The 15,017-nt window shown below is 68.7% G+C and carries 18 protein-coding genes; 11 read left to right on the top strand and 7 right to left on the bottom strand.

The features are described from left to right. Positions 1 to 36: 36 nt before the first annotated feature. Positions 37 to 684 carry a vWA domain-containing protein gene (locus tag ACYVN4_RS17310; protein ID WP_460722186.1) on the top strand — a complete coding sequence of 216 codons (648 nt, stop codon included), beginning with the start codon at positions 37 to 39 and terminating at the stop codon, positions 682 to 684. Positions 685 to 688: 4 nt separating this feature from the next. On the opposite strand, the gene ACYVN4_RS17315 is transcribed toward ACYVN4_RS17310, so the two are convergent. Both ACYVN4_RS17315 and ACYVN4_RS17320 read right to left on the bottom strand, forming a co-directional pair. After that, complete coding sequence (locus ACYVN4_RS17315) at positions 689 to 1,351, bottom strand: response regulator (protein WP_460722188.1); 663 nt, start codon at positions 1,349 to 1,351, stop codon at positions 689 to 691. 14 nt (positions 1,352 to 1,365) lie between these two features. Beyond that, the gene (locus ACYVN4_RS17320) at positions 1,366 to 2,592 is read right to left on the bottom strand and encodes a sensor histidine kinase (RefSeq protein WP_460722190.1); all 1,227 of its coding nucleotides are present in this window, start codon (positions 2,590 to 2,592) and stop codon (positions 1,366 to 1,368) included. Between the two features lie 125 nt (positions 2,593 to 2,717). On the opposite strand from ACYVN4_RS17320, the gene ACYVN4_RS17325 reads away from it, so the two are divergent. Together ACYVN4_RS17325 and ACYVN4_RS17330 are read left to right on the top strand one after the other, a co-directional pair. Further along, positions 2,718 to 3,614 carry an ABC transporter ATP-binding protein gene (locus ACYVN4_RS17325; protein ID WP_460722192.1) on the top strand — a complete coding sequence of 299 codons (897 nt, stop codon included), beginning with the start codon at positions 2,718 to 2,720 and terminating at the stop codon, positions 3,612 to 3,614. Continuing rightward, positions 3,611 to 4,480: an ABC transporter permease gene (locus tag ACYVN4_RS17330; protein WP_460722195.1), complete on the top strand. Its 870-nt coding sequence runs from the start codon at positions 3,611 to 3,613 to the stop codon at positions 4,478 to 4,480. Before ACYVN4_RS17325 ends, ACYVN4_RS17330 begins: the two co-directional genes overlap by 4 nt. A gap of 1 nt (position 4,481) precedes the next feature. On the opposite strand, the gene ACYVN4_RS17335 is transcribed toward ACYVN4_RS17330, so the two are convergent. Then, positions 4,482 to 5,087, bottom strand: a complete 606-nt coding sequence (locus ACYVN4_RS17335) for a TetR/AcrR family transcriptional regulator (RefSeq protein WP_460722197.1) — start codon at positions 5,085 to 5,087, stop codon at positions 4,482 to 4,484. A gap of 105 nt (positions 5,088 to 5,192) precedes the next feature. On the opposite strand from ACYVN4_RS17335, the gene ACYVN4_RS17340 reads away from it, so the two are divergent. The 5 genes from ACYVN4_RS17340 to ACYVN4_RS17360 all read left to right on the top strand — a co-directional run bounded on the left by ACYVN4_RS17340 (position 5,193) and on the right by ACYVN4_RS17360 (position 8,560). Then, entirely contained in the window at positions 5,193 to 5,840 is a 648-nt protein-coding gene (locus tag ACYVN4_RS17340) for an FMN-dependent NADH-azoreductase (protein WP_460722199.1), read from the top strand. Position 5,841: 1 nt separating this feature from the next. Beyond that, on the top strand, positions 5,842 to 6,162 hold the full coding sequence (locus ACYVN4_RS17345; protein WP_460722201.1) for a DMT family transporter: 321 nt from the start codon (positions 5,842 to 5,844) through the stop codon (positions 6,160 to 6,162). Positions 6,163 to 6,192: 30 nt separating this feature from the next. Next, entirely contained in the window at positions 6,193 to 6,642 is a 450-nt protein-coding gene (locus ACYVN4_RS17350) for an SRPBCC family protein (protein WP_460722203.1), read from the top strand. Between the two features lie 90 nt (positions 6,643 to 6,732). Continuing rightward, positions 6,733 to 7,176, top strand: a complete 444-nt coding sequence (locus ACYVN4_RS17355; RefSeq protein ID WP_379354609.1) for an OsmC family peroxiredoxin — start codon at positions 6,733 to 6,735, stop codon at positions 7,174 to 7,176. 118 nt (positions 7,177 to 7,294) lie between these two features. Continuing rightward, a complete protein-coding gene (locus ACYVN4_RS17360) occupies positions 7,295 to 8,560 on the top strand; it encodes a DUF418 domain-containing protein (protein WP_460722205.1) in 1,266 nt (421 codons plus the stop codon). Here the strand turns inward: ACYVN4_RS17360 and ACYVN4_RS17365 are convergent, their stop codons facing one another. Then, positions 8,561 to 8,872: an antibiotic biosynthesis monooxygenase family protein gene (locus ACYVN4_RS17365; RefSeq protein WP_460722207.1), complete on the bottom strand. Its 312-nt coding sequence runs from the start codon at positions 8,870 to 8,872 to the stop codon at positions 8,561 to 8,563. A gap of 56 nt (positions 8,873 to 8,928) precedes the next feature. On the opposite strand from ACYVN4_RS17365, the gene ACYVN4_RS17370 reads away from it, so the two are divergent. The 3 genes from ACYVN4_RS17370 (at position 8,929) to ACYVN4_RS17380 (ending at position 11,808) form a co-directional block, all read left to right on the top strand. Then, the gene (locus ACYVN4_RS17370) at positions 8,929 to 9,672 is read left to right on the top strand and encodes an alpha/beta fold hydrolase (RefSeq protein ID WP_460722209.1); all 744 of its coding nucleotides are present in this window, start codon (positions 8,929 to 8,931) and stop codon (positions 9,670 to 9,672) included. A 79-nt stretch (positions 9,673 to 9,751) separates the two neighbouring features. Next, complete coding sequence (locus ACYVN4_RS17375; RefSeq protein ID WP_460722211.1) at positions 9,752 to 10,924, top strand: acyl-CoA dehydrogenase family protein; 1,173 nt, start codon at positions 9,752 to 9,754, stop codon at positions 10,922 to 10,924. A gap of 71 nt (positions 10,925 to 10,995) precedes the next feature. Next, positions 10,996 to 11,808, top strand: a complete 813-nt coding sequence (locus tag ACYVN4_RS17380) for an enoyl-CoA hydratase/isomerase family protein (protein WP_460722213.1) — start codon at positions 10,996 to 10,998, stop codon at positions 11,806 to 11,808. A gap of 3 nt (positions 11,809 to 11,811) precedes the next feature. Here the strand turns inward: ACYVN4_RS17380 and ACYVN4_RS17385 are convergent, their stop codons facing one another. From ACYVN4_RS17385 to cysS, 3 genes are all read right to left on the bottom strand, one after another. Then, complete coding sequence (locus ACYVN4_RS17385; RefSeq protein ID WP_460722215.1) at positions 11,812 to 12,090, bottom strand: DUF4190 domain-containing protein; 279 nt, start codon at positions 12,088 to 12,090, stop codon at positions 11,812 to 11,814. Between the two features lie 176 nt (positions 12,091 to 12,266). Continuing rightward, on the bottom strand, positions 12,267 to 13,250 hold the full coding sequence (gene rlmB, locus ACYVN4_RS17390; protein WP_460722217.1) for a 23S rRNA (guanosine(2251)-2'-O)-methyltransferase RlmB: 984 nt from the start codon (positions 13,248 to 13,250) through the stop codon (positions 12,267 to 12,269). A 304-nt stretch (positions 13,251 to 13,554) separates the two neighbouring features. Then, positions 13,555 to 14,955 carry a cysteine--tRNA ligase gene (gene cysS, locus ACYVN4_RS17395; protein ID WP_460722219.1) on the bottom strand — a complete coding sequence of 467 codons (1,401 nt, stop codon included), beginning with the start codon at positions 14,953 to 14,955 and terminating at the stop codon, positions 13,555 to 13,557. Positions 14,956 to 15,017 lie beyond the last annotated feature (62 nt).

A 15,017-nucleotide genomic window follows, 5' to 3' on the forward strand; every position in this document is an offset into this window, starting at 1 on the left:
TCGATGGCGTCCGTATGTCTCAGCCTCGGGGGCTCTATGACCAATCCAGATTTGACCTTGATCGCGGTGCTGGTGGACCGTTCCGGATCCATGCAGTCCATCAAGTCCGATACCGAGGGCGGGTTCGCCGCCTATCTCGAGCAGCAGCGCGCGGTGCCGAAACGGATCGAGGTGACGTTGGCCCAGTTCGATACGGAATACGAACGGGTGTACGCGAATCGGCCGCTGGCGCAGGTGCCGCCGATGCAGTTGCAGCCGCGCGGGATGACCGCGCTCTACGACGCGGTCGGCCGCCTGGTCACCGATGTGGGTACCGAGCTCGCGGGCCGTCCGGAGGACGAGCGTCCGGGCACGGTCATCGTCGTGATCCTCACCGACGGGCACGAGAACTCCAGTCGCGAGTGGAGCCACGAGGCCGTCAAGGCGCTCATCACCCAGCAGCAGGACGTCTGGAACTGGCACTTCCTGTTCCTGGGCGCGAATATGGACGCGGTCGAGATCGGCACCCGGATGGGGTTCTCGCCGAAGGACTCGCTGACGTATTCGGCTGGGTCGGAGGGTGTTTCGGGCGCCTTCCGGGCGGCGTCCGCGGCGTCGGCCCGCAAGCAGCGATCGGCGTATCGTCGCTATGAGGACCCGGGATTCAGCGCCGAAGAGCGTCGCGACGCGAATCCGGACGCGTGATCGGCTACTGCCAGCCGGGGCGCACCAGCCCCGACTCGTAGGCCAGCACAACCAATTGGGTGCGGTCGCGGGCACCCAGTTTCACCAGGATCCGGCTGACGTGGGTGCGGGCGGTGGCCGGGCTCATGAACAGCCGGTCGGCGATCTCGGCATTGGTGAGGCCCTCGGCGACGAGGGTCATGACCTCGCGTTCGCGATCGGTCAGTTCCGAGAAGGCCGCGGTGGGTGCGGGTTTGGCGTGTGCGGCGAATTCCTCGACCAGGCGTTTGGTGACGCTGGGGGACAGCAGCGCGTCGCCGCCCGCGACCACCCGGACGGCCTTGATGAGGTCCGCGGGTTCGGTGTGCTTGACCAGGAAGCCGGTTGCGCCCGCCCGCATCGCCTCGAAGACGTACTCGTCGAGTTCGAAGGTGGTCAGCACCACCACCTTCACCGCGGCCAGGGTCGGGTCGGCGGCGATGGCGCGGGTGGCGGCCAGGCCGTCGAGGACGGGCATGCGGATGTCCATCAGGACCACGTCGGGGACGAGCGTGCGGGCCAATTCAACGGCCTGCTCACCGTTCTCGGCCTCGCCGACCACCTCGATGCCGTCCTGCGCGGCCAGCAGCGCGACGAAGCCCGCGCGCACCAGCGCCTGATCATCGGCGATCACCACCCGAATGTTCATCGCGTCTCCCGTACTCACGCAGCCGGTTCCGGCCGGGCCAGGTGGGTGGGCAGCCGGGCGGTCACCCGGAAACCCCCGTCGGCCTTGGGTTCGGCGGAGAGATTGCCGCCCAGGGCGTGCGCGCGCTCGGTCATGCCGGTGATGCCGTGCCCGCCGGTCGGCGACTGCGGCGCGGGCTGGCGGGTGGGCCGGGTGTTGTCGATGGTGAGGTTCAGCCGCTCCGCCGAATAGTGCACGGTGACAAGCACACTCGCACCGGGCGCGTGCCGCACCACATTGGTGAGCGACTCCTGCACGATGCGCGCCGCCGCCACGTCGACCACGGCGGGCAGCCGCCGCGGCCCGCCGGTCACCATGGTGTGCACCACCAGCCCGGCCGCGCGGGCCGGTCCGGTCAGCTTCTCGAGATCGGTGATGCCGATGGTGGGCGCGGTGGGCGCGGCCACGGTGGCGGTGCCGCCGCGAATCGAGCGCAGCAGCGCGTTCACCTCGCCGAGCGCGTCCTTGCTGGCGGTCTTGATGGCGGCCAGCGCGGTGGCGGCCTGTTCGGGCTTGCGGTCGAACAGTTCCAGCGCGACCGAGGACTGCACATTGATCAGCGACAGGCTGTGCGCCAGCACATCGTGCAGTTCGCGGGCGATGGCCAGGCGTTCCTCGGTGACGCGCTGCTCGCGTTCGGCGGATTCCAGTGCGCGCTGGGCCAGTTCGCGCTCCCGCTCGGCTTGCTCATTGCGCCGGGCCGCCTCGGCTCGTTGCTTGTACGCGGTGATGGCGGCCCGTCGCTGCCGCATGCCCTCCGCACCGGCCGCGAGCACGAAAAGCCAGGCGAGCAAGCCGAATTCCTGCCACGTGCCGGTGTGGTAGCCGCGCCAGCCCGGCACCGGCCACACCATGAAAAGGTAGCCCACCGCGACGAACGGGTAAGTGTACCAACGGGATCCGTTGACCGCGGCGCACAGGAAGGCGACGACGAGCGACAGGAAGATCGGCCCGTAGCCGTAGCCCGCCAGCAGGTAGGCGATCGCGGCGGCGAGGGTCCCGTAGAACACCTGCAACGGGTACCGGTGGCGCAGGACCAGCAGGACGGGACCGGTCACCAGCAGCAGATATCCGAAAACGTCGAGCTCACGCAGCACGTTCTGGTGGTGGTTGGCCAGGGTCCCGAAGCCCAGTTGGATCGCCCCCACCGCCACTGCCGGGAGCACGTCGCGCCGCCCGAACCTTCCCCCGCGTTCGTCCATAGCTGCACCGTAGCGCCGTACGCGGGCCGCGGCATCGTGTCGCGGCGAAATACGTCGAGATACGTACGACCGATCACGCGCCGCGACGGATTAATTCCGAAGGCCGAGCGCGGATCGTGGGAGTCATGAACGAAGCCATCGTGGTCACCGACCGGTTGACCAAACGCTACGGCTCCCACACCGCCGTGGACGCCGTGAGCATGAGTGTCCGCCGCGGTGAGATCTACGGATTCCTGGGCCCGAACGGGGCCGGTAAGACCACGACGCTGCGCATGCTGGTCGGGCTGATCCGTCCGTCGGCGGGGACCGCCACCGTGGTCGGCACCCACCCGGGTGATCCGGATGCCTTGCGCCGCATGGGCGTTCTCATCGAGGGCCCCGGCTTCTACCCGTACCTGTCGGGCCGCGACAACCTGCGCGTGCTGGCCCGCTATCGGGGTGTCGGCGACGACGCGGTCGCCGAGGCCCTGCACCGGGTCGCGCTCAGCGGCCGCGGCAAGGACAAGTTCCGCACCTACTCGCTCGGCATGAAACAGCGCCTCGGGGTCGCGGCCGCCCTGCTGGGCAGCCCCGATCTGCTGATTCTCGATGAACCCACCAATGGCCTGGATCCTGCGGGCATGGCCGAGATGCGGGAACTCATCACCGGACTCGCCGCCGACGGGCACACCGTGGTGCTGTCCAGTCACCTGCTCAGTGAGGTGCAGGAGATCTGCGATCGCGTCGGCGTCATCTCCGGCGGGCGACTGCTGACCGAGTCCACCGTGCGGGAATTGCGCGGCAGCGCATCGCTTCTGGTGCGGGCCGAGCCGCTGAGCCTGGCCTTCCCGGCGGTGCGGGCCGTGGTGGGGGAGCGGGGGGCGCTGTTGACCGCCAATGGGATTCGTATCGACGCGGGCGCGGCCGAGGCACCCGCGGTGGCGCGGGCCGTGATCGAGGCGGGCGCCGACCTGCTCGAGCTGCGCAGCGACGAGAAGTCCTTGGAAGAAGTCTTTTTCGAGATGACGGAGACTGCGAAATGACCACCCTGATCACCGGGAGCCGGGATCTGCTGGCCAGCACCCGGGCCGAACTGCTGCGCCTGCGTGGCTGGCCCGCCTTCTGGATCGTGCTCGGCACCTGGATCCTGCTGAACCTGACCTTCGCCTACCTGTTCAACTACCTGGCCTACACCACCGGCAGCGCCACCCGGATGTCGAACGGCCTGCCGCGCGAGGCGCTCATGCAGCAGATGTTGCCGTCGGCCGTGCCGGAGGTGTTCACGCAGGGCATGGCCATGTTCGGCGGCGCGCTCATGCTGGTGCTGGGCGCGCTCGCGGTCGGCAGCGGATACGGCTGGGGGAGTTGGAAAACCGCGCTCACCCAAGGCCCTTCGCGGGTGCACGTCATCGGGGCGGTGGTGGTGAGCCTGGCGCTGACCGTGGTCGCGCTGGTCGTGGCCGCCTTCGTGGTGGACACGGGGGTGGCGGCGCTGATCGCCGGGACGCAGGGGCAGTCCCTGGCCTTGCCGTCGGCCGGGCGGATACTGCTCGGAATCGGTTCGGGCATCGCGATTCTGGGCATGTGGACGTTGGCGGGCGCGCTCATCGGGGCGATCGCCCGGGGACCCGCGCTGGCGGTCGGCCTGGGCCTGGTGTGGGTTCTGGTGGTGGAGAACCTGTTACGCGGTGTGGCGGGGATCTTCGCACCCATCCGCGCGGTCACCGATCATCTGCCGGGTACGGCTGCCGGGTCCCTGGCGGGTTCGCTGCGGACGGTGAGCGGTCCGGCGACGCCCGGCGTACTCGACATCCTGTCCCGCCCGGCGTCCTTGCTGGTGCTGGCCGCCTACGTGGTCGTATTCGCCACCGGCACGATCTGGTTGATCCGCCGCCGCGACATGGTGTGAATCAGGAAGCGGCGGTACCCAGTACGCCGACGGCGAGCCGGGCGAGCGCGGACTCGATCTCTGCGGAGGTCAGTCCGCGCTCGCGCTGACGTAGATAGACCTCGGCGGCGAGCGGCGCGAGCAGAACGTCGACCAGTGAATCGGGTTGCGGCACATCGGCTGCCACGAGCAGCGACCGCACGTGCACCATCCAGAACTGATAGGCGCCGGTACGGAAACGCGCGCCACCGGTCTCCGAGCCCAGCACCAAAGGTGCGTGGGTATCCAGCAATTCGATCATCGCGGTATAGAACGCGGCCAGCCGTTCGGCGGGCGGCGCACCAGGTCCGAGCGGCGGCTCCCCGCGCAGCAGTTGTTCCTGCAGCGCCCGCTCGTGTTCGTCGAGCAGGGCGACGGCGATCGAACCGACATCCGGGTAGCGCCGATACAGCGTCCCCCGGCCCACCCCGGCAGCCTTGGCGACATCGTCCATGGTGACCGTGCGCGGGTCGCGGGTCGCGAACAACTCGGCCGCCGCCGCCAGCACCTTGGCCCGATTGCGGGCGGCATCGGCGCGTTCGACGGGTGGGGATGGGTCGCCGAGCAGCGGTAGGGCGGGGATGTCCATGCAGCTCACTGTAGCCGCCGAGGAATAAGTGGACAAGCTGTCCGGTTATCGATTAGCGTAGCCCGCATAACCGGACAAGACGTCCACTTGATTGGAGACTCGGCCATGGCCACCCTGCTGCACCTCGATGCCAGTGCTCGTCGCACCTCGATCAGCCGTGAACTCGGCGGCGTTTTCGCCGATGCCTGGCGCGCCGAACATCCCGACGGCCGCTACCTCCACCGCGACCTGGCCGCCGACCCGATCCCGTTCATCGGCGAGGGCTGGACCGAACTGTGCGACCGCGTGCTCGCGCACGGCAGCACCGACCTCGACCGGCTGGCCGAACTGGTGGATTCGCCTGCGCAGCAACGGGCCTGGGAGATCGTCGAGCCGCTGCTGACCGAGGTCCGCGCCGCCGACGTGGTGCTGATCGGCACCCCGATGTACAACTACTCGATCCCGGCCAGCCTCAAGGCGTGGCTGGACCAGATCACCTTCCCGCGAATGTCGCTGGCCCCCACCCGCTTCGTGGTGGTCACCGCGCGCGGCGGCGCCTACACGCCCGGCGCGCCGAAGGCGAAATACGACTACCAGGAGCGCTTCCTGCGGGACTTCTTCGCGGGCCATTTCGCCGTCGAGGACACGGTTTTCGTCAATGCCGAACTGGTCAACTCACGCCAGGATCCCGCGCTGGCACACCTGCGCGACAAGCACGACGCCTCCTACGCGGCCGCCCTCGCCGCCGCCCGCACCCTGGGTAAGGAGTACTGACATGAACTGGCTCGTCCTGGCTTTGGCGGGCGTGGTCGAGATCGCGTGGTCGCAATCCATCAAGCCGACACAGAATTTCACCAAACCGCTGCCCACCCTGATCTGCTTCATCCTCGCGGCCGTCGCGGTGTATCTGCTCTCCTACGCCATGCAGTCGCTGCCGGTGGGCACCGCCTACGCCATCTTCACCGGCATCGGCGCGGTGGGCGCGATCGCGCTGGGCATCGTGATCCAGAAGGATCCGCTCAGCGCGGGCCGGGTGCTGGCGCTGTCCATGATCATCGGCGGCATCGTGCTGGCTCGGGTCACCAATCCCGAGTGACGGCGGTCGCGGCCGGTATCGTGCTCGCGCATGGACGTCGCCCCGATTCGGCCGCCCGATCTGTCCCAGCGCCCCTTCTTCCTGGCGGTGGAGCGGATCATGGCGGCCTCGCCCGACGAGCTCTACCGCATGTGCACCCGGCAACTCGGACTCTGGTTCGCCGACCCCGGATCGGTGCTCATGCACCGGCCCGCGGTGAACGAGACGTTCTTCTTCACCGCCGGTGGTGGACACCCGCACTACGGCCGGTTCCTGCGCCTGGTCCCCGACCGTCTCATGGAGACCACCTGGGTGACCGGCGAGGGCGGCACCGAGGGCGCGGAAACCGTTCTCACCATTGAACTCTCACCGCACGGCGCGGGCAGCGCGCTGCTGCTGACGCATGCCGGATTCCCGAACGCCACCGCGCGGGACCGCCACGAAACGGCCTGGCCGACCGTGCTCGAACAGCTGGATCAGCGCGCCACCGCACCCGTCTGAGCGGTGAACGCTGAATGATCGTCGACCGCCCGCTGATTCGGCGGAGTAGGTTCGAGCCCGTACCGCACCGAATTCTTCGAAAGGACAGTGATGCCCACACGTAGCGCGCGTACCTCGTGGTCCGGCGGCCTGCAGGACGGTTCCGGTCAGGTCGAGCTGGTCAGCTCGGGCGTCGGCAAGTACGACGTCTCGTTCCCGAAGCGCGCCGCCGACGACGCCGACGGCACCACCAGCCCGGAGGAGCTCATCGCCGCGGCGCACTCCTCCTGCTACTCGATGGCCCTCTCGGGTCAGATCGGCAATGCCGGTGGCACCGTGCAGAACCTGGACGTCACCGCCGATGTGACGCTGGGCCCGGATCCGGCCGGCGGCTTCCGGATCTCCAAGATCAAGCTGACCGTGGTCGGCAAGGCTTCCGGCATCGACGAGGCGGGCTTCCTGGCCGCCGCGCAGGCCGCCAAGGCCGGCTGCCCAGTCTCCAAGGCGCTCACCGGTGTCGACAACATCGAACTGGACGCCACCTTCGAGGCGTAGTTCGTGAGTTCCCGGCTGACTCTTTCGTTAGCCGGGAACTAACTCTTTCGTCTATTTCTTGCGTTTCATCGATAAACCAGCTCGAAATTCCCGAGAGTTCCGGATTAGTTTCGAGGCCATGGAGTCATCGCTGTCGGTCGACGCATCGCGGGAATTGGATGCCACAGATTCGCTGTCACGAGTGCTCGCGCTCGACGCGGCCCGCGGCATCGCGGTGCTCGGCATGTTTGCGGTGCATGTCGGACCGCAGCGGGGCATGACGGGCGCGTCCTGGCTGACCATCTTCGAAGGCCGATCCGCGGCGCTGTTCGCGGTGCTGGCGGGGGTATCGCTGGCGCTCATGTCCGGCGGTGCGCAACCCGCCACCGGAATCGCCGCCCGCCGCAGTCTGATTCGCATCGCCGCGCGGGGCGTGCTCGTCGGGCTGCTGGGTTTGGCACTGGCGCAACTGCATTCCGGCATCGGGATCATGATCATCCTGGCCTACTACGGCATGTTCTTCCTGCTCGCCCTGCCCGTACTGCGATGGGGTGCCCGCGGACTGGCCGTGCTCGCCGCGGTCTGGGCGGTGGCGGGTCCGATCGTGTCGTTCGTGATCCGAAGTCACCTGCACGAGCACGCCTTCGGCGGCAATCCCACCTTCGAGATGTTCACGTCGTGGTCGGGTGTCCGGCAGGCGCTGCAGATCACGGTGCTCACCGGCGCCTATCCGGCGCTCACCTGGATGCCGTTCGTATTCGCCGGTATGGCACTGGGGCGCTGGGGAATTCGCACGCTGCGACCGTTGCCGGTGATCGGTGTGGGCGCGGGGCTCGCGCTGCTCGGTTACGGCGGCTCGTGGCTGGCGCAGCATCCGCTGGGCGGGCGCGAGCAACTGGTGGAGTTGCTCACCCGGGGCATGGCCGAAGCGGGGGTCACGGACTTCGATCCCGGGATGATCATCGATATGTCCGGATTCGGCACGGTGGCCACGACCAGCCCGTGGTGGCTGACCGTCGCCAATCCGCACAGCGGCACCCCGTTCGAGGTGTTCGGTGCGACCGGGTCGGCCTTCCTGGTGATCGGCGTCCTGATGGCGCTGGTGCCGCGCGCGGGAATCGCCTTGTGGCCCTTGATCGCCGCGGGTTCGTGCGCGCTGAGCCTCTACATCCTGCAGGTCGTCGCGGTCAGCGTGCTGGTGCCGATTCCGGACGAGCACGCGACCTCGCTGCCCGGCGGCATCCACGGCCCGGGCTGGCCCCTGCTGATCCTGCTGGCGGGCGGCTCACTGCTGGCGGCGACCCTGTGGCGCGCCGTCTTCCGCCGCGGTCCGGCGGAATGGCTGCTGCACCGGATCACCCTGGGCCTCACCGACCTGCTGGTCCGTGCGGCCCCGGGTCGCTGATCAGGAGTTCTTGCCCGCCACATCCAGGACGACCTCGAACTCCAGCAGCGACGCGCCGGTGGCGACCGGCTTGCGGGCCTCACCCGCGTGCGCCTCGCGCGCCGGGCCGTCGCGCCACGCGGCGAAGGACTTCTCCGAATCCCACTGCGTGACAACGAAGTAGCGGTTGTCCCCGGAGACCGGGCGCAGCAGCTGGAAGCCCAGGAAGCCGGGCGAGTTCTCGACGGCGTGCGCGCGGTGCGCGAAACGCTGCTCCAGCTCGGGGCCCGCGCCCTCGGGGACCTCGATTGCGTTGATCTTGACGACTGCCATGCGCTGGACCCTACTCCGCGCCGCTTACCGGATTTTCGGGACGTATGGTCGAGTCGATGTTGTATGACGAAGGCGGCACCGGGACCCCGATCCTGCTGCTGCATGGGCTGATGGGCAGTGCCCGCACCTGGCGGGCGCAACTGCCCTGGCTGCGGAAATTCGGGCACGTGTTCACCTTCGACGCGGCCGGGCACGGACGCCCCGCCCCGGCCGAACTCACCACGGAGGCATTCGTCGCGGACCTGGCCGAGGCCACCGCCGCGATCACCGAACCCATGGTGGTGATCGGGCATTCGATGGGCGGGCTGCACGGCTGGATGTTCACCGCCGCGCACCCGGACCGGGTGCGGGCGCTGGTGGTCGAGGACATGGCCCCGGACTTCCAGGGCCGCACCGCCGCGAACTGGGCGGCCGTGATTTCGGCTTGGCCGCAACCGTTTCCGGACGAGGCGGCGGTGCTGGCGTTCTTCGGCCCGGTCGCCGGACGCTATTTCCTCGACTCGTTCCTGCGTGGACCGGACGGCTACCGCCTGCACGGGGAGGTGCCGACCTTCCGGGACATCTCCGAGGAGTGGGGCACCCGCGATTTCTGGGCGCAGTGGAAATCCATCACGGTCCCGGTCCTGCTGCTCGAGGGCGAGCACACCATCACCCCGCCGGGGCAGATGGCCGAGATGGCAGCGGTGCACCCGGATGCGCGCCACGTCGTCATTCCCGATGCGGGCCACCTGGTTCACGACGATCAACCGGCCGCCTACCGGGCCGAAGTCGAGGAGTTTCTGCGCCGCGTCCTCGTTTGATGGCGGGTGCCTTCAGTCGGTCCAGGGTCTCGTCGTATGCTCGGCTCGAACGAGATCCCACGACGGATGGTGACCAACGATGATCGACTTCTCGATTCCCGCCGACCTCGCTGCCGAACGCGATCGTGTTCGCCAGTTCGTCATCGACAAGATCGTCCCCTTCGAGCGCGATCCGCGGCTGACCGCGCACGGCCCGAACGACGAACTGCGGCAGGAAATGGTCGAGCTGGCCCGCGCCGAGAAGCTGCTCACCATCCAGGCCCCCGTCGAGCTGGGCGGGCGCGGCCTGACCCACGTCGAGCAGGCCGTGCTGTACGAGGCGGCCGGTTGGTCCACCCTCGGCCCGGTCGCCATGAACTGCGCCGCGCCCGACGAGGGCAATATGTTCCTGCTGTCCAAGATCGCGAATCCGGAACAGACGCAACGGTTCCTGCAGCCCGTCATCGACGGCCACCAGCGCAGCGTCTTCGCCATGACCGAACCCGGCGGCGCCGGCTCCGACCCCAACCAGCTGGCCACCGAGGCCGTCTTCGACGGCGGGAACTTCACGATCAACGGCCGCAAATGGCTGATCACCGGCGCCGACGGCGCGAAGACCTGGATCATCATGGCGCGCTTGGCCGCCAACCCGCACCTGCCCGAGGGCCCCACCCTGTTCCTCTGCGAGGGCGACACCGAGGGCATCGTGATCGAGCGGATCATGAACACCATGGACCGCAACTACGTCGGCGGCCACGCGGTGGTGAACTTCGAAAACCTGGTGCTGCCCAGGGAATCCGTGCTCGGCGAGACCGGCCAGGCGTTGCGCTACGCCCAGTTGCGGCTGGCCCCCGCCCGATTGACGCACTGCATGCGCTGGCTGGGCGCGGCCGAGCGGGCCCAGGCCATCGCCGTCGACTACGCCAAGACCCGCACCGCTTTCGGCAAGCCCATCGGCGAGCATCAGGGCGTGTCGTTCATGTTGGCGGACAACGAGATCGCGCTGCACCAGTGCCGCCTGACCATCTGGCACGCCTGCTGGCTGATGGATCAGGGCCACAAGGCCCGCCACGAATCCTCCATCGCCAAGTCCTATGTCTCCGAGGAGCTGTTCAAGGTCACCGACCGCTGCGTGCAGGTGCTCGGCGGCATCGGCATCTCGGATGAGACCGTGGTGGAGATGATTTTCCGCGACATGCGGGCCTTCCGCCTCTACGACGGCCCCACCGAGGTGCACAAGTACGCCATCGGACGGCAGATCCTGCGCGGCTGAGCGAGCCGATCCCGACGGGATAAGCCAAGCTCCCGGGCGTGCCGCAGCGGTCTTGACTAGGATTCGGAGCCATGAGTTCGGAACTGCACGTGGACGTCTCCGGTGGCGTCGCGGTGCTCACGCTCAATCGGCCCGCCCAGCAGAACGCCCTGACTCCGGCGATGGCGTCGGAACTCGGTGCGTCGCTGCGTCGCTGCGACAAGGACGACGCCATCGGGGCGGTCGTCATCACCGGCACCCCGCCCGCGTTCTGCGCGGGCGCGGACCTGTCGCTGAAGGTCGGTGAGGTCAACGGCCTCATCGACCCGCCGCCGTTCCGAATCCGAAAACCGGTCATCGCCGCGGTGAACGGGCATGCCGTGGGCATCGGCCTGGAGATCGCGCTGCAGTGCGACCTGCGCTATGTGGCCCGCGACGCGGTCTACGCGCTCAACCAGGTGCGCCGTGGCGCGCTGGCCGACGGTTTCGCGCACTGGACCCTGCCCCGGCTGATCGGCAGCGCCCGCGCCGCCGACCTGCTGCTCACCGGCCGCACCTTCGACGGTGACGAGGCGTACTCGCTGGGCATCGCCAATTCGTGCCTGCACGCCGCGGAAGTCCTGCCCACCGCGCTCGAGGTGGCCCACGACATCGCGCACGGCTCGGCCCCGCTGCCGGTGGCCCTGTCCAAGCGGCTGCTGTGGGAGGCCCCCACCATGGCCCCGGAAACGGTGGGCCGCTTGGAAACCGAACTCAACGATTATGTCGCCAAGAGCGCCGACGGCGGCGAGGGCGTGGCCGCGCTCAAGGACCGTCGCCCGCCCAAGTGGACCGGCAGCGTCAGCGGCGAATGGCCGGCCTGGGACGCGGTGACCGGCGGCGAGCCCCGGCCCGGACTGGACTGACGGTCAGGCGCGGCCGCCGATGACCATCAGCAGGAACAGCACGCCGAACACCACCATGAAGCAGGTGCCGACGATGCCGAGCAGGTAGCCGACGAGCACCTGCACACGGCCGCCGAATCGGCCGCCGCCCGCCTCGATGTCATTGAGCGCCCGCCGCCCCATGGCCCAGGCGATCGGGCCCAGTGCGCCGCAGCAGAACACGCTGAGCGCCCCCAGCAGCAGAACGGCTGTCGCGTGCTCATGCTCGACGGGGGCGCCGATGGGCGGTTGATCGAAGACCACCCGCCCGAGTTTACGGGCGGGAGCACCTTCCCGGCAGGCTGACGCGCGGTCTTCGCTTGCGCCACTTGGTCATCGAGGCCCCGGGGGCCCCGAAACCAAGTGGGCGACCGTCCGGTTGGGTTCCGGCGGTGTCGATTCAGATCCGGCGGTGTCGATTCAGATCCGGCGCTGCCGATTCAGATCCGGCGCTGCCGGGCGACCTCGGCGAGCACCACGCCCGCCGCCACCGACGCGTTGAGCGACTCCACCGGTCCCGCCATCGGAATGCTCAGGATCGAGTCGCAGGTCTCGCGCACCAGACGCGACAGGCCCTTGCCCTCGGAACCCACCACGATGACCGTCGGTGCGCTGCCGTCGAATTCGTCCAAGTGGGTGTCGCCGCCGGCGTCCAGACCGACGATCTGATAGCCCTTGTTGGCCCAATCCTTCAGCGTACGAGTCAGATTGGTGGCCCGCGCCACCGGAAGTCGCGCCGCCGCACCGGCACTGGTGCGCCACGCCACCGCGGTCACGCTGGCACTGCGCCGCTGCGGGATCACCACGCCCTGGCCGCCGAAGGCCGCCACCGAACGAATCACCGCACCCAGGTTGCGCGGATCGGAGATATTGTCCAGCGCCACCAGCAGGGCGGGCTCACCGGAGTTGTGCACCCGATCCACCAGGTCGTCCGGATGCGCGTACTTGTACGGCGGCACCTGCAGCGCCAGCCCCTGGTGCATGGCGTTGTGGCTCATCTTGTCCAGGTCCGTGCGCGGCAGCTCCAGGATCGAGATACCGATATCCGCGGCGATCTTCACCGCCTCGGTGAGCCGGTCGTCGTTCTCGGTGCCGTTGGCGACGTACAGCGCCGTGGCGGGCACGCCCGCGCGCAGGCACTCCACCACCGGGTTGCGGCCGAGCACCAACTCCGGACCCTCGTTGTCCTTGCGCCCGGCGATCGGCCGGGAGGCATTGCGCGAACGGGTGGTCGCGGCGCTCGCCTGCGCCTTGGCCTTCGCCTTCGCGCGCTTGGCGGCCGCGTGATAGACGCGGTCCTCGGCCTTGGGCGTCGCGCCCTTGCCTTCGAGACCGCGGCGGCGCTGGCCGCCGGAACCGACGGTCTGCCCCTTCTTGCTGCCGTCCTTGCGTGTCGCCCCACGACGCTGGGAATTGCCTGCCATCACTTCGCCTTCCGTATCTTGCGGGTGACCCGCCTCGACCCGGCCGCGGGACGAACCCGCTCACGGTCGATCATGCGGGAAACCTGCCTCCGGTCGGCGCAGCGGATGGCTGCGCCCTATCAAAAACTCCGCGCTGCGCTACCGCAGCGCCCCCGAACCGGTCACGAACCGTGCGACATTGCCGGGGGGACGCTAAGAATTGTGCCCCACGCTGGGCCGCTACCTCGAATTCGGTGCGCTCCGCCACACCGCGCGGGCGTGCCCACGCGGTATCGGGGGAGTGGTTTCCGCTCGCGCGGACCGCCTACTTCTTGTCCTTGGACAGCGTCCACTCCGCGCCCTGCGCGGTATCGGTGACCTCCACACCCGCGGCCTTGAGCCGGTCGCGGACCGCATCCGCGGCCGGCCAGTCCTTGTCGGCCCGGGCCTGCTGCCGCCGCTGCAACTCCGCGCCGATGAGCACATCGAGCGCGGCCATGGCCGCGGAATTGTCGGCCGGTGCGGCCCAGTGCTCGTCGAGCGGATCCACACCCAGAATTCCCAGCATCGCCCGGACCTGCCCGGCCAGCAGCCGCGCGCCCGAGAGATCCCCGGCGTCGAGCACCTTGTTGCCCTCGCTGACCACACCGTGAATCACGGCCAGCGCCTGCGGCACTCCGAGATCGTCGTTCAGCGCGTCCGCGAAGGCCGGAGTCCAGGTCCCGACCGGAACCGACCCGGCCCGCTCCAGCGTCCGCAGCACGAACGCCTCGATGCGCTGATAGCTGGTCGCGTACTCGGTGAGCGCCTCGTCCGAATATTCGAGCTGCGAGCGGTAATTCACGCTGCCCAGGTAGTAGCGCAGTTCGACCGCGCGCACGCCGACCCGTTCCAGCACATTCGGAATCGAGAGCACATTGCCGAGCGACTTCGACATCTTCTCGCCGCTCATGGTCACCCAGCCGTTGTGCAGCCAGTAGCGGGCGAACCCGTCCCCGGCCGCACGCGACTGCGCAATCTCGTTCTCGTGGTGCGGGAAAACCAGATCCATTCCACCGCAATGGATATCGAATTCGGGACCGAGATAGAACTCGGCCATGGCCGAGCATTCCAGATGCCAGCCCGGCCGCCCCGGACCCCACGGCGAGGGCCAGCTCGGCTCGCCCGGCTTGGCGGCCTTCCACAGCGTGAAGTCGCGCGCGTCCTTCTTGCCCAGGCCCGCGCTCTCACCCTGGTGCACATCGTCGAGCTTGTGCCCGGACAGCTGCCCGTAGGCCGGGTAGCTCAGCACATCGAAGTAGACATTGCCCGCCGAGGCGTAGGCGTGCCCGCGCTCGATGAGCCGCTCCATCATCCCGACCATCTGGGTGATGTGCCCGGTCGCGCGCGGCTCACCGGAGGGCGGCAGCACGCCGAGCGTCTCGTAGGCGCGGTCGAAGGCGCGCTCGTGGGTGGCGGCCCACTCCCACCACGGGCGGCCGTGCTCGGCGGCCTTGTTCAGAATCTTGTCGTCGATATCGGTGACATTGCGAATGAAGGCGACATCGAAATCATTGGCGGCCAGCCAGCGTCGCAGCACGTCGAAGGCGACGCCGCTGCGCACATGACCGATGTGCGGGTTTCCCTGAACGGTCGCGCCGCACAGGTACACCGAGGCTTTGCCGGGGACCAGCGGAGTGAATTCACGCAGGGTCCGCGTCTCGGTGTCGAAAAGGCGCAGAGTCACGACGGGCATCCTAGCTGTTGGGAATGGGCGGATTACGGGCGCGTCAGGCCCGGCGACACACA

Source organism: Nocardia heshunensis (assembly GCF_054782115.1).